This window comes from Rhodoblastus acidophilus, from assembly GCF_900187365.1.
GTDB lineage: Bacteria > Pseudomonadota > Alphaproteobacteria > Rhizobiales > Beijerinckiaceae > Rhodoblastus > Rhodoblastus acidophilus.
Genome location: NZ_FYDG01000002.1, coordinates 68,699 through 82,256, shown reverse-complemented (window position 1 = coordinate 82,256; position 13,558 = coordinate 68,699). Strand labels below are relative to the sequence as shown.

General features: G+C 64.9%; 15 protein-coding genes. 5 read left to right on the top strand and 10 right to left on the bottom strand.

Annotated elements, in window-relative coordinates:
- Positions 1 to 8 precede the first annotated feature (8 nt).
- Positions 9 to 983 carry a PQQ-dependent catabolism-associated beta-propeller protein gene (locus tag CFB24_RS05605; RefSeq protein ID WP_088519618.1) on the bottom strand — a complete coding sequence of 325 codons (975 nt, stop codon included), beginning with the start codon at positions 981 to 983 and terminating at the stop codon, positions 9 to 11.
- Positions 980 to 2,197: an ABC transporter substrate-binding protein gene (locus tag CFB24_RS05600; RefSeq protein WP_088519617.1), complete on the bottom strand. Its 1,218-nt coding sequence runs from the start codon at positions 2,195 to 2,197 to the stop codon at positions 980 to 982. The genes CFB24_RS05605 and CFB24_RS05600 overlap by 4 nt, the downstream gene beginning before the upstream one ends.
- 370 nt (positions 2,198 to 2,567) lie before the next feature.
- Between CFB24_RS05600 and gfa the strand changes: the two genes are divergently transcribed.
- Together gfa and fghA are read left to right on the top strand one after the other, a co-directional pair.
- The gene (gfa, locus tag CFB24_RS05595) at positions 2,568 to 3,140 is read left to right on the top strand and encodes an S-(hydroxymethyl)glutathione synthase (RefSeq protein ID WP_088519616.1); all 573 of its coding nucleotides are present in this window, start codon (positions 2,568 to 2,570) and stop codon (positions 3,138 to 3,140) included.
- Positions 3,141 to 3,217: 77 nt separating this feature from the next.
- Complete coding sequence (gene fghA, locus CFB24_RS05590) at positions 3,218 to 4,051, top strand: S-formylglutathione hydrolase (protein WP_088519615.1); 834 nt, start codon at positions 3,218 to 3,220, stop codon at positions 4,049 to 4,051.
- 11 nt (positions 4,052 to 4,062) lie between these two features.
- On the opposite strand, the gene CFB24_RS05585 is transcribed toward fghA, so the two are convergent.
- The 6 genes from CFB24_RS05585 to CFB24_RS05560 all read right to left on the bottom strand — a co-directional run bounded on the left by CFB24_RS05585 (position 4,063) and on the right by CFB24_RS05560 (position 8,191).
- Positions 4,063 to 4,914, bottom strand: a complete 852-nt coding sequence (locus CFB24_RS05585; RefSeq protein ID WP_088519614.1) for a glycosyltransferase family 2 protein — start codon at positions 4,912 to 4,914, stop codon at positions 4,063 to 4,065.
- Positions 4,915 to 4,990: 76 nt separating this feature from the next.
- On the bottom strand, positions 4,991 to 5,338 hold the full coding sequence (locus CFB24_RS05580; RefSeq protein ID WP_088519613.1) for a hypothetical protein: 348 nt from the start codon (positions 5,336 to 5,338) through the stop codon (positions 4,991 to 4,993).
- A 54-nt stretch (positions 5,339 to 5,392) separates the two neighbouring features.
- Complete coding sequence (locus CFB24_RS05575; protein ID WP_088519612.1) at positions 5,393 to 5,833, bottom strand: PilZ domain-containing protein; 441 nt, start codon at positions 5,831 to 5,833, stop codon at positions 5,393 to 5,395.
- Positions 5,834 to 5,898: 65 nt separating this feature from the next.
- The gene (locus tag CFB24_RS05570; protein ID WP_088519611.1) at positions 5,899 to 6,438 is read right to left on the bottom strand and encodes an adenine phosphoribosyltransferase; all 540 of its coding nucleotides are present in this window, start codon (positions 6,436 to 6,438) and stop codon (positions 5,899 to 5,901) included.
- Between the two features lie 106 nt (positions 6,439 to 6,544).
- Complete coding sequence (locus CFB24_RS05565) at positions 6,545 to 7,477, bottom strand: ribose-phosphate pyrophosphokinase (protein WP_088519610.1); 933 nt, start codon at positions 7,475 to 7,477, stop codon at positions 6,545 to 6,547.
- A 129-nt stretch (positions 7,478 to 7,606) separates the two neighbouring features.
- Entirely contained in the window at positions 7,607 to 8,191 is a 585-nt protein-coding gene (locus tag CFB24_RS05560; protein WP_141098363.1) for a hypothetical protein, read from the bottom strand.
- Between the two features lie 101 nt (positions 8,192 to 8,292).
- On the opposite strand from CFB24_RS05560, the gene uvrC reads away from it, so the two are divergent.
- The 3 genes from uvrC (at position 8,293) to moaD (ending at position 11,188) form a co-directional block, all read left to right on the top strand.
- Positions 8,293 to 10,275 carry an excinuclease ABC subunit UvrC gene (gene uvrC / locus CFB24_RS05555; RefSeq protein WP_088519608.1) on the top strand — a complete coding sequence of 661 codons (1,983 nt, stop codon included), beginning with the start codon at positions 8,293 to 8,295 and terminating at the stop codon, positions 10,273 to 10,275.
- Positions 10,276 to 10,349: 74 nt separating this feature from the next.
- Positions 10,350 to 10,943, top strand: a complete 594-nt coding sequence (gene pgsA / locus CFB24_RS05550) for a CDP-diacylglycerol--glycerol-3-phosphate 3-phosphatidyltransferase (RefSeq protein WP_088519607.1) — start codon at positions 10,350 to 10,352, stop codon at positions 10,941 to 10,943.
- Entirely contained in the window at positions 10,940 to 11,188 is a 249-nt protein-coding gene (gene moaD / locus CFB24_RS05545) for a molybdopterin converting factor subunit 1 (RefSeq protein WP_088519606.1), read from the top strand. The genes pgsA and moaD overlap by 4 nt, the downstream gene beginning before the upstream one ends.
- A 70-nt stretch (positions 11,189 to 11,258) precedes the next feature.
- Here moaD and CFB24_RS05540 read toward each other — a convergent pair whose 3' ends face one another.
- Positions 11,259 to 12,278, bottom strand: a complete 1,020-nt coding sequence (locus CFB24_RS05540) for a class I SAM-dependent methyltransferase (protein WP_088519605.1) — start codon at positions 12,276 to 12,278, stop codon at positions 11,259 to 11,261.
- Between the two features lie 386 nt (positions 12,279 to 12,664).
- A complete protein-coding gene (locus CFB24_RS05535; RefSeq protein ID WP_141098362.1) occupies positions 12,665 to 13,465 on the bottom strand; it encodes a DUF4142 domain-containing protein in 801 nt (266 codons plus the stop codon).
- Positions 13,466 to 13,558 lie beyond the last annotated feature (93 nt).

Sequence of the window (13,558 nt, the reverse complement as noted above, 5' to 3'; positions counted from 1 at the left end):
CCCTGGGGCTAGTTGGGAGAAGACGCGACGCCAAGCGGCGCCTGTCCGACCGGGAGGGACTTGATCGCCTTGAGGCTGGCGACGTCGATGACCGTGACGTCGTTGGAATTGCCATTGGCGGTGAACAGATATTTTTCGTCCGGCGTCAGCGCCATGTGCCAGACCCGCTGGCCCACCAGAATATATTTGCGGATTTCAAAGGTTTCGGCGTCCACCGCCGCGACGCGGTTGGCAGGTCCCAGCGCGACGAACACGGTCTTGCCGTCGCGGGTCGCGCGCAGGCCCACCGGCTGCACCTCCTCGGCGGTGAGGCCGGGCACGTCGAAGCGCAATTTCTTCACCAGCTGGCGGGTGCGCGCGTCGATCACCGACACCGTGCCGCCGACCTCCGAACTCACCCACAGCTTGCCGCCGTCGGGGGTGAACAGGGCGTAGCGCGGCCTTTTGTCCACCAGCACATTGTCGATGCGCTTAAAAGTTTTGGCGTCGATGAAATGCGCCATATTGGTGGTTTCCGACGTGTTGACCAGCACGGCGCCGTCCGGGCTGAGCGCCATGCCCTCGGGCTCGACGCCGACGGGGACATTGGCGACGATCTGGTTCTTGACCACGTCGAGCACGGTGACCTGGGCGTTGTCCTCATTGGCGATATAGAGCAGGTCGCCGGCGGCGTTCATGGCGAACTGCTCCGGGTCCGGGCCGGAATCCAGCGTGCGCAGCAGCTTCATGGTCGCGGTGTCGAACACCTGAATGCCATCCTCGTCGCTGGCGCAGACATAGAGCAGTTTGCCGTCCGGGCTGACCCGCACGCCGCGCGGGCGGCGGCCCGCCTTGACCGTCTGGAGCACGGCGAGGCTGTCGCTGTCGATCACGGTGATGTCGTTGGATTTCTCGTTGGTGATGTAGATGCGGGCGGCCTCGGCCGGGCCGGCGAACAGGGCGGCGAGCAGGGCGAGGCGGAGCGCGTTGCGGAGAGTCGTCATTTCATTCCCTGCTTGCAGGCGCTTTCGCTTTCGTCCGCGCCCAAAGAATCCAGCGTGTTGCGCTGATGCAGAAATTCGGGCTGGGGGCTGAGGCCGATCAGCGATTTCGGCTGGGCCAGCAGAATGGCCTGGCGCAATTGCCGGTCCCACGGCCGGAAACTCGCCGCCGCGCCCTTGAAAATCGCCAGGTTGAAATTGGGCGACTGCAGGTCGGCGGCGATCTTGTCGGGGTCGGCGGCGCGCAGTTCGGTCACGGCCTCGCCGATGGCGCGCACGGCGATCCAGGCCTGATAGTCGATCGGCCGCATCCGGCGCTTGGTCAGGCGAATGAAGCGGTTCTGCAATTGCTCCGCGCCATAGGCGGTGTGGGTGGGATGCCACGAGGTCGGCGTCAGGCCCTGCGTGCCCGCGACCAGACGCGGTTCGGACGTGCGATAGAGGATGTAATCGCCGAAATCCTCGGCCTCGTCGGCCACCACGATCAGGTCGGCGTCCACGCCGCGCGCAAAGGTGAGGGCTTCGGATTGGGTGATGGCGTCGGCGCGGGCGCGGGCCAGCGGGCCGAAGCTCCAGGGCTTTTCCGCGACGATCTTCACGGCGAATTTCTTCGCCGAGGCGCGGAACGCCTCGGCATAGGCGGCGTCGCCCGCGCCGGGGCCGGCAACCAGCAGAATCTTGCTCCAGCGGCGCGCCGCGAGATATTGCGCCAGCGCGTCGGTGAGCATGGCGCGGCTGGGCGCGGTGTGGAACAGGTTTGAACGGCAGGCCGCGCCGCGCAGGGAATCGTCGGCGGCGCCGGCGTTGAACAGCAGCGCGCCCGAGGGTTTCAGCGCATCGGCCAGCGCCTGCGTCTCCTCCGCCGGCAGGGCGCTGACGAACAGTTTTACGCCCTGAGCGAGCAGCGGCTTGACCGCTTCGGCGGGCGCGTCGCCTTCGGCGAGTTCGATGTTTTGCAGTTCAAAAGTCTGGTCGAGAAAGGCGCCGGTGGTGGCGTTCTCCTGCAGCGCGAGCCGCGCGCCATCGGCGCCTTCGCCGGGGGGCGGCGGATCGAGCACATAGGGCGGGGAGGGCGCGCGGGCGCGGGCGATGAAGGCGATCTCCACCTTGAGCGGGTCGCTCCAGGCCGCTGCGGCCGGGCCGAGCAGACATCCGGCGAGCGCCAGGGTTCGGCCGAGGCGCCGAAGGGCTGGGAGACCGGGCGTTACTTGCGTCATGATAAGAATTGAGCCGATTATTTCTAAGCCGTCAATTTGAAAATCATAAGAGAGAACTAAGACGTCCGCCCATGCAGCGGCAGAGCCTCCGTGGCATAATCATCGAACCGTCGTTTTTCGGCAAGACTTGAATTTTGTTTGCGGAAGTATACGCGGGAATTGTTTGCTGGGCTCAAGAATGCTTGCGGCCAAGCCGCGCGCCAAAGTGGAGGCTTCTGCGATGCTGCGACAGCTTATGAAATTCTTCAACAGAAACGCCGGGGCCGATGCGGGTCCGGCGGCCGGCCAAGTCTCACCCACGTCAAAAGTCTCACCCACATCAAATGTCTCACCCTGGTCAAACGTCTCCCAGGCGCGCAAGGAGGTACATATGGCGCTCAAACTGCATCCGTCGATCGACCATGGCCTGAGAAGGGGCAGCTCCAATTTCGCGGGCGGGACGCTCACCTGCAAATGCGCCAGCAATCCCGTGCAGGTGCGAATCACCGGCGACGTGCTGCACAACCACGCCTGCGGCTGCACCAAATGCTGGAAGCCCGAAGGCGCGGTGTTCTCGGTGGTCGGCGTGGTTCCGCGCGACAATGTCCAGGTGGTGTCGGGCGCGGAAAAGCTGCATGTCGTCGACGCCTCGGCGGTGATCCAGCGCCACGCCTGCCGCGATTGCGGCGTGCATATGTATGGGCGGATTGAGAACGCGAATCATCCGTTCTACGGCCTCGATTTCATCCACACCGAACTGTCGCGCGACGAAGGCTGGCAGGAGCCGCAATTCGCCGCCTTCGTGTCGTCGATCATTGAGGCCGGCTTCCCGCCGGCGCAAATGGGCGAGGTGCGCGCGCAGCTCAAGTCGGTCGGGCTGGAGCCTTACGATTGCCTGTCGCCGCCGCTGATGGACGCCATCGCCACCCATGTGGCCAAGGCGTCGGGCCGACTGGCGGCGTGAGGCTTGCACGTTTGCGTTACGATGACCAAGGCCGGGCGTCGGCGCATGCGCCGACGCCCTCTTTTTGCGGAGCGTTCATGGAAACCGTTTCGACCAATAAATCCCACGGCGGCGCGCAGGGCGTCTATCGCCACGACTCGCGTGAGACGCGGACGCCCATGACTTTTTCGGTGTTCGTCCCGCCTCAGGCCGAGGCGGGCAAGGTTCCCGTGCTGTGGTATCTGTCCGGCCTCACCTGCACCCACGCCAATGTCACCGACAAGGGCGAGTTCCGGGCGGCGGCGGCGCAGCATGGCGTGATGATCGTCTGTCCCGACACCTCGCCGCGCGGCGAGGATGTGCCCGACGAGAAGGACAATTGGCGGTTCGGCTCCGGCGCCGGCTTCTATCTCGATGCGACCCAGGCGCCCTATGACCGCAATTACCGCATGTATTCCTACATAGCGCTGGAGCTGCCGCAACTGATTGCGGAACAGTTTCCCGCCGCCGACCTGTCGCGGCAGGGGGTGATGGGCCATTCCATGGGCGGCCATGGCGCCCTGACCCTGGCGCTGAAACATCCCGAGCGTTTCAAGAGCTGTTCGGCCTTCGCGCCGATCGTGCAGCCCTCGACCAGCGACTGGTCGATTCCGGCGCTCACCAAATATTTGGGCGCCGAGGAGGCGGCGTGGCGCGATTACGACGCCACCTTGCTGATCGCGGACGGCAAGCGGTTCAAAGAATTTCTGGTCGATCAGGGATCGGCCGATTCGTTTCTGGACAAGGGTCTAAAACCCTGGCTGCTGCGCGAGGCGTGCGACAAGGCCGGAATCCCGCTCACGCTCAACATGCGCGAGGGCTACGACCATTCCTATTATTTCATTTCGACGTTCATGGCCGATCATATCGCGTGGCATAGCGCAAGATTGTAGCCGCGCCGTCGCTAGAACGCGTGTTCGCCCGGCTGTAAAACGCCCAGGCGCCGCCGCAGATTGGCGCAGGCCAGCGCGAGTTCGGGCAAAAAGGGCGCGGCGCTGTCGTCGCGTTCGTCGTTCAGGTCGTGGTGCGCGAACAGGGCGTCGGTGTATTTGTCGTATTTCTCGGGGTCGTCGGCGCCGCGATGCACGTCGCCGCGCGCGCGCTTGATCCGGTATTCGGCCAGGCTCTTGCAAAAATAATGGTTCACCTGCGCGACCGACCAATCCACCGTCGTCGCCAGCCCGTGCGGCGCCATTTCCAGCGGCGCGCCATTGGCCAGAACCGCGCGGCCCTCGCGCAGCGCGGGGGCGTGCATGTGGACTTCCGCGATTGTGTTGGGGCGGAACACGCTTTTGACATGGCGATTGACCGGCGCCTCCGGGCGCGCCGCGCGCCGGAACCGCTCCATCACCAGGCCGGGCGCATAGTCCGTCTGGCCCGCCGAGCCGAACACCCGCCAGTTCACCCCGATGCAGGCGACATCGGCGGGAAAGGACGCGATGAAGTCGTTCACCCGCCGCGCCGTCTTGAGCATCAGGAATTCGTCGGCGTCGAGAAACATCAGCCAGTCGGTGGGACAGCCGCGCGCCGCGTCGGAATAGGCCAGCAATTGCGGCGAGGCCGCCACCGTCGGCCAGGGGATGTGGGCGTCGATCAGGCCGACACGCCGCATGCGGCCAAGCAGACCGGCGGTCTGGTCGGTGGAATCGTTTTCGTAAACGGCGATCATGTCGAAACCGATCGCGCGGTGCCAGGCGACCCATTCGACCAGATAGGGCGCTTCATTCTTGACGATGACGCATAGCATGCTCGACATGGCCGGCTCCGGCGGAGACCGGTCTGCTTACCTTGCGTGCGGCCGGCGCTCAACCGGCATCGCGCCGACTCGCCAGTTATTTCAGCAGCATCAGCCAGCGCTGGTCTTCGCCGGGGCGCGCCGCCTCCAGCCGGCTCAAGCCGATATAGCGCAGGATGCGCAGCTTGTCGCCCTTGTAGAAGCGCACGCAGCGGCCGGCGTTTTCCTCGGTCGTCAGATATTCCTCAGCCTTCTGGTGGCTTTCATCGACGAAAATCTCCACCCATTTCTTCAGCGGTTCGCCGTCCTTGCAGCCGAACAGCGGGAAGGTGAGTTCGCATACGTCGCCGACGGCGCAGCGGACCTTGGCTTGGGCGTAAGCGGGCGTGGGCGCCAGCAGCGGAAGGCAGACGAGGGAAACGACAAACAGGGCGGGCTTGACCATGGGGCGAATCCAGACTTTTCACCATTATTCCGCGCGAAACTCGCGCGAAGCCTGTCAGCCGATGATTTTTTTCATCAGCGCCTTGCGTCTGAGATTGCTGACGCCGTCAAAATAGCGCAGGCCGAGTTCGCCCTCGCCCATGCGGCGCACCTCGCATTCGATGGCGCGGTCGTCAGCCTTGACCGCCACTTCGATGTGGCTGCCGACCTGCAACGAATGGGGCAGGGGATGCTTGTCGGTCTCGTCGAGCACGAGGCGCAGACCGTCGTCAGAAATATCCGCGATGGTGGCGCGGATTTGCCGCTCGCCGTAGAAGATCACGGCTTCGACATGGTCGAAAATTTTGTGGCGCACCGAGGCGCGGCGCTCATAATACATCGGGTCTTCCCTGGCCCGCCGCGCGGGTTCGCGGACATCCACAGTCTGGCCGAGTGTCGCCGGGTTGGCTTGCGCGGGGCCTTCGGGGCCGGAAAGCCATTTGAGCGCGTTCGGCAAACACAAAGTTTGCCAACGCGCCCAAAAGGGTGCGTTAACAGGATTTCACGCTTTTTAAGAGCCGCTCAATGGCCGTCGAACGCGACCAGCGCGCGCACCGGCACGTCGAGCGCGCGGATTTTCGCGGCGCCGCCGAGTTCGGGCAGGTCGATCACGAAACAGGCGGCGACCACATCGGCCTGCATCTGACGCAGCAGCTTGATCGCGCCGGTGGCGGTGCCGCCGGTGGCGATCAGGTCGTCGATCAGCAGCACCTTTTCGCCGGGCTTGACGGCGTCCGAGTGCATTTCCATTTCGTCGAGGCCATATTCGAGGCTGTAGGCGACGGAAACCGTGGTGTGCGGCAGCTTGCCCTTCTTGCGGATCGGGATGAAGCCGGCGGACAGCTGATGCGCGACCGCGCCGCCCAAGATGAAGCCGCGCGCCTCCATGCCGGCGACCGCGTCGATCTTCTGGCCGGCGAAGGGCTGCACCAGCTCATCGACTGCGCGGCGAAAAGCGCGGGCGTCGCCAAGCAGGGTGGTGATGTCGCGGAACATGATGCCCGGCTTGGGATAGTCGGGAATCGTGCGGATGATGGATTTGAGATCGTTTTCGAAGGTCATTGCAAACTCACGGGACGGAACGGGGCGGCTTAGCCATATCGCGCGATTCGCCGGAAGCGCAACCGCTTCGTGAGGGCGGGGCCAAGCGGCCTCCGCCCGGCCGGGTTTAGTTGAACAGGCTGGAAACGCTCTCTTCCTTGGCGGTGCGGTCGATGGCCTCGCCGATCAGCGGCGCGATCGAAACCACGCGAATGTTCCTCGCCACGCGCACGGCTTCGGTGGAGGCGATGGAATCGGTGATCACCAACTCCTTGAGCATGGAGGCGGAAATGCGCGCCACCGCGCCGCCCGACAGCACGCCGTGCGTGATATAGGCGCGCACGTCGGTGGCGCCCTTTTTGAGCAGGGCCTCGGCCGCATTGCACAGGGTGCCGCCGGAATCGACGATGTCGTCGACCAGGATGCAATTCTTGCCCTTCACCTCGCCGATGATGTTCATCACCTCGGATTCGCCGGCGCGCTCGCGGCGCTTGTCGACAATGGCGAGCGGCGCGTTGATGCGCTTGGCCAGCGCGCGGGCGCGCACCACGCCGCCGACGTCAGGCGAAACCACCATGACGTTGCTCAGGTCCAGCTTGTCCTGAATGTCGCGCACCAGCACCGGCGCGGCGAACAGATTGTCCGTCGGAATGTCGAAAAAGCCCTGGATCTGGCCGGCGTGGAGATCGACCGTGAGCACGCGGTCGGCGCCGGCGCGGGTGATCAGGTTGGCCACCAGCTTGGCGGAGATCGGGGTGCGCGGGCCGGGTTTGCGGTCCTGCCGGGCATAGCCGAAATAGGGCATGACCGCCGTGATGCGGCGCGCCGAGGCGCGGCGCAGGGCGTCGATCATGATCAACGCCTCCATCAGATGGTCGTTGGTGGGGAAGGACGTCGACTGGATGACGAACGTATCCTGCCCTCGGACATTTTCGAGAATCTCGACAAAGACTTCCATATCGGCGAAGCGCCGCACCTGACATTTGGTCAGGGGGACCCCCAGATAGGCGGCGATGGCCTCGCTCAGGGGCCGATTGGAATTGCCGGCAAGGATTTTCATGACGCCAGACATCTCATGTCATTTCGGTGAACGGACGGCCGCGTCTTAGCAGCGCCGGCGCCGATGAACAATGAAAATGCCTGCGCTCAATGTGATTTCGTTAAAATCCTGCGTGGTTTAGCGTCGCACCTAGCGGATCGGCGCGTAGGACAGCGCCGAAACGGAGGCTGTCGCGGCGGGCGTCGTCGGCTGCGCCGCCGCCAGCGCTTCCGGCGTGTTGGAGAGATAGGCGGCGAGTTCTCCGGCGCTGCGCTGGGCCAGCGCGGACAGGGCGGCGGCGTCCACCAGCGTCCAGGGATCGGCGGCGACGCCCTTCAGGGCGATTTCGTCGTTGAGACGCTGGGCGCGGTGGGCGTCGCCGTCGTAAATGTCCCAGACATAGGTGAGTCGGGCGCCGTCCTCGACGGGATAGGCGGAAATATAGCCGCGCGCGAGATAACGGGCGCCGGCGCTGTTGGTGAGGGCGACATCCTGCTGGGCGACGTCGGCGTTGAACAAGGCCATGAACTGCGATTTCAACGGCTCGGGCGCATCCATCTGCGTCACCGCCACCGTGGCGGGGCGCGGGCTCAGGCCCGAGGGACGAATCACGTTGGACGGCGCGCTCTGCACGCTGGCCGTGGCGGTCGGGTCGAGGCCGCCCGAGCAACCGGCAAGGATAAAGGGAAGGGCGCAAGTTGCAGCCAAGCTGAAGCAAGCTCGCGGCGCGGCCATTGTAAACTCCCCGTGCGTCTCGTTGACGTTTTCTTAACCACATTGCTAACGGTAAAATCGCGAAAGGTCCAGCAGCAGGATCAAACCCCAGATATGAGGACATGATTCCAAATTCCGGCCCGGACGATCTTCCGGATATCGCCAGTGTGGACGACGAAGACGACGCGGAGCTTGCGCCCGACACGGGCGTGGAGCTGGATTTCGACGCCGAGCAGGCGGCGGATTCGCTCAAGCGCGGCGCCCGCGTCATCCGCGACCACTGGAAACACGCGCCCGCCGGCCCCGGCTGCTATCGCATGCTCGGCGCCGACGGGGCGGTGCTCTATGTCGGCAAGGCCAAGAGCATCAAGAAGCGCATCGCCTCCTACATGCGGGTGGGCGGCCACACCAACCGCATCGCGCGCATGATCGCGCTGACCGCGACCATGGTGTTCGCCTCCACCGAGACCGAGGTCGAGGCGCTGCTGCTCGAAGCCAATCTGATCAAGCAGCTCAAGCCGCGCTTCAACGTGCTGCTGCGCGACGACAAGAGCTTCCCCTATATCCTGCTGACGAAGGACGAGCGCGGCGCGCAGATCGCCAAGCATCGCGGGGCGCGGGCGCGCAAAGGCGATTATTTCGGGCCGTTCGCCGGGGTCTGGGCCGTCAACCGCACGCTCGACGTGCTGCAGAAGGCGTTCCTGCTGCGCACCTGCGAGAATTCCTATTACGACAACCGCACCCGGCCCTGTCTGCTGTTCCAGATCAAGCGGTGCTCCGGGCCTTGCACCGGCGAGATTTCTCGCGAAGACTACGCGGCGCTGGCGAGCGAGGCCCGCGATTTCCTGTGTGGAAAATCGCGGGCGGTGCGCGAGCGGCTGGCGGCGGAAATGAACGCCGCCGCTGAAGATCTGGAGTTCGAGCGCGCCGGCCGGCTGCGCGACCGCATCGCCGCGCTCGCCGCCATCCAGGCGCAACAGGGCGTCAATCCGCGCAACACGCCGGAGGCGGACATTTTCGGGCTGCACCAGGAGGCCGGCGCCTTCTGCGTCGAGGCCGTGTTCATCCGCGCCGGGCAGAACTGGGGCAACCGCGCCTATTATCCCCGCGCCGACAAGGCGTTGTCGCCTGGCGAGGTGTTGGGCCCGTTCGTCGCGCAATTTTACGCCGACCGCCCGGCGCCGCGCTGCGTGCTGCTGTCGCACGAGATCGACGAGGCCGATCTGCTGGCGGAGGCGCTGTCCGCGCGGGCGGGGCACAAGGTTGAAATTCTGGTTCCGCAGCGCGGCGAAAAAGCCGAACTGGTGGGCCATGCGCAACGCAACGCCCGCGAGGCTCTCGGCCGCAAGCTGGCCGACGCCGCCGGCCAGCAACGGCTGCTGGAGGCGCTGGGCGCAGCGTTTGGCATGGAAAAGCCGCCGCGCCGGGTCGAGATTTACGACAATTCGCACATCATGGGCAGCGCCGCCATCGGCGCCATGGTGGTGGCGGGGCCGCAGGGCTTTGTGAAGAATCAGTACCGCACGTTCAACATCAAGTCCGACGTCGCCCCCGGCGACGATTACGGCATGATGCGCGAGGTGTTGGGACGGCGATTTACGCGCATCCTCAAGGAGGGCGAGGCCGAAAGCAGCGATCCCGACGCCTTCCCGCACAAGCCCGATCTGATTCTGATCGACGGCGGCCGGGGCCAGTTCGCCGCGACGCTGCAGGTGATGACGGAATTGGGCGTGGAGGGAATCACCCTGGCCTCGATCGCCAAGGGCGTGGACCGCGACGCCGGGCGCGAGACGTTTTTTGTCGTGGGGCGCGAGCCGTTCCGGCTGCCGCCGCGCGATCCCGCGCTCTATTTCGTGCAGCGGCTGCGCGACGAGGCGCACCGCTTCGCCATCGGCACCCACCGCGCCAAGCGCAAGAAGGAGTTTGTCAAAAATCCGCTGGACGAGATCGCGGGCGTCGGCCCCGCCCGCAAGCGGGCGCTGCTGCAGGCGTTCGGCACGGCCAAGGCGGTGGCGGGCGCGGCGTTGGCCGATCTCGAGAAAACGCCGGGCTTGTCGGCGGCGACGGCCAAACTGGTTTACGATCACTTTCACGAGAAGGGGTGACGCGTGCGTCCGATCAGCCCGCTGCGACCGTTTTCTGCCTTGACGCGATATGGAAAAAAGGTGTTCCTCCCGATATGACCGTCAACGCCGCCCGCTCGCGCGCCCGCACCTGGAACCTGCCGAACATTCTCACCTTCGGCCGGGTGCTGATCGTTCCGGCCGTGGTGGCCTGCCTGTTCTGGCCCGACGAATATTCGCTGCGCTGGACGGCGCTGGGCCTGTTCACAGTGGCCGCCGTCACCGATTTCTTCGACGGCTATCTCGCGCGAATCTGGGACCAGCAATCGGCGCTCGGGCGCATGCTCGACCCGATCGCGGACAAGCTGCTGGTGTCGGCGGTGCTGATGATTCTGGTGGCCGACGGCACGATCAAGAGCTGGTCGTTGTGGGCGGCCATCGTGATTCTCTGCCGTGAAATTCTGGTGTCCGGCCTGCGCGAATTTCTGGCCGACCTAAAAGTGCCGGTGCCGGTTTCGGCCGTGGCCAAATGGAAGACCACGGTGCAGCTGGTCGCGCTGGGCTTTTTGATCGCGGGACGCGCGGGCGAGCTGGTGCTGCCCGGCACCGTGCATATCGGCCTGTTCCTGCTGTGGATTTCGGCGCTGCTCACGCTTTACACCGGCTTCGATTATTTCAAGGCTGGTCTGAAATATGTGGTGGACGAGTGAAGGTCGTCTATTTCGCGTCTTTGCGCGAACGGCTCGGCGTGAGCGAGGAGGAGGTGGCGCTGCCGCCCGAGGCGCGCAGCGTGGCCGATGTGATCGCGTTTCTGGCGCGGCGCGACGAGATTTCCGAGGCGGTGTTTTCCAGCGGCGTTTTCCGCGCGGCTCTGGACAAGAGGCACGCCAAGCTTGAGGCGCCGATCGCCGGCGCGACCGAGATCGCCTTTTTCCCGCCGATGACCGGAGGGTGAGCGTTTCGCGGGGACGGGCGCGGCTTGAACGCCAGTCCTTTGCGACGCGGCGACTTTTCCGCGGGCGGGGTCAGCCCGGCGCTGGTTCGGCCTTCCTCAGGATGAAGCCGGCCTGATCGCCTCTTTTTGCCGCGTTGTGAGCCGCAGCGCGCCGTTCAAAGGCGGCGATCTCGTTATCCCGAAAGTATTTTCTGTAATCATGCTCGACCAATGGAATGGCGCGCGCGTAAAGCTCGCTCGACATCATGGTCCAGCCTTCTTCGTCGTCAATCGTGTCGGCGATGCGGAAGCCGCATCTTTGAGCCAATTGCTCCATCCCGCGCCGGGATATCAGGGTGAAATGCCGGGGCGCGTCCAGTTGCACCCAGTTTGTTCCATAAGCGTCCCATGCGTCAGACGAGATCGTCGGAATCCGAATCAAGCAAACGCCGTTGGGAGACAAAAGCTTTCGCGCGCTCGAAAGATCGGCCAAGGGCGAGGCGACATGCTCCAGCGAATGATTGAACATGATCAAATCATATGCGCCGCTGAAATCTTGTATGTTGCTCTTGTAAAGCGGAACGCCATGACTCGTCGTTGCGCTGGCTTTGATGAACGGGTCGATTCCCGCCAGGTTCAAAAAGCCGACTTGCGAGAAATAGTCGAGAATGGCGCCGTTGCCGCAGCCGACATCCAGGATGGCGTCATGCAGGCCGACGCCCGCCGAGGCGACCATTGAAAACAGCGAATTCGGCTTGTTTGGCCTGATCAGGGAGAGAAACGCGCCGAGTCGGTTGTGGTCGAATTGCGCGCGCTCCCTGGCGAACAGCGCGGCGGCCCGCATTCTCTTGAATTGGGCGCGGAGTCCCAAAGGTTTTTCATGTTTCCCGGAGTCGTCATCGGCGACAGGATGCATTCTGTATGAATAATACGTGTCCGGATAAAACTGTTTTATCTGCTCATCGCTGGGGATGTCTCGAATTTGCAGGCTGCCGCATGCGCCGCATTCGTCATAAATAAATTCGGCGCCCAGACCAAACATCATTTCTTTTGCGGCATAGGCTTTTTGGGACTTGCCTGCGCCACAAACCCGACATGCATATAAGCTCATGGAACGTCTCCGAAACCGCCATCGAAAACCTGGAAATTTGCGCCTGTGCGGACGCCGCCCGGCGCCGTTCGGGGCGGGGGAGGTCCGCTGCGGATTCAGGCCACGGTCGGCGCGCCGCGCTGAGGCCGGCCGCTGCTGTGGGGAATCCCGTGATATGGAAAATGCGGTGTGCGGCAGGGCTTACGCGCTGCGCCCCAAGCCGCCGCAGGCCCAGGCAAGCCGCCGCAGGCCCAGGCACGCTGTCGCAGGCCCGGTCAAGCTGCCGCAGGCCTGGTGATGCGAAGTCATCCAGACGTAACGTCAACGCAAGGATTGTCGCATCGCCCGTTCATGTCAAGGGCGCCATCCGACGCGATCCGGCGGAGGCCGCTGCGATCGCGCGGCGCTTACGGCTTGTCCCCGGCCGGCTTGATCGCCTTGGCCATGTCCAGATGTCCTTTGAACGCGTTCTGGATCGCCGTGGCCAGGCGACGCACCCGGTCGTCGTCGGCGCTCTTGATCGCGTCGTCGAACTTGCCGAGGTTTTGGCTGTGGTAATCGACCTGCTCGGCCATGAAGGCGGCGTCGAAATCCGCGCCGCTCCTGCCCTTGAGCCGGGAGATCTTCGCCGCCTCGGACTCGGCGGGCGGCTGGACGCCCGCCGCTTGGGCGGAGCCTGACGACGCGGGCGCGGGCGCGTGCGGCGCCGGTTGCGCGGGACGCGGGCGGGCGTGCGCGACATGCGCATGGGCATGCGCGTGGCGAACCTTGTGGCGCTTGTGCGCGGCCGCATGTTTTGCGCCGACAAGGCCGGTCAGTTGCGCGCCGACGCCGCTGTGGTCCTGAACCATCAGCCGCGCGAACGCCTTGATCGCCGGCGCCTGGGCCTTGTCCGCCGCATAGCGGCACAACTCGATCTCATCCCTGTTGACCTTGGCGACATAGCGGAGAAACGCCCGGTCCTTTTCGCTGAGCTTCTGCCGTCGCCCCGCGTCGCTTTTCTTGTCCGGCTGCGCGGCGGCGGGCGCGTGGGACGCGTGGGGCGGCGCCCCGCCCGACGCGGGCTTCGGCGCGTCGCCGGGGGCGTTTCCGCCGCCTTTGTTCTCTTGCGGCGCGGCGCCGGGAGCGTTGGGCGCGGGCGCCGGTTGCGCGAAGGCGGCGCCGGCCATCAACAGCAGCAGCGCGGGGGTGAGGCAAGCCTTGTTCACGTCGACCTCCTGGGTCGATGCGATCAACTGCGATCAGGCCGGGGCCGTTCCCAGCCGACGGTCACGCAAGTTGTTGAATGCGCCGCGCAATGA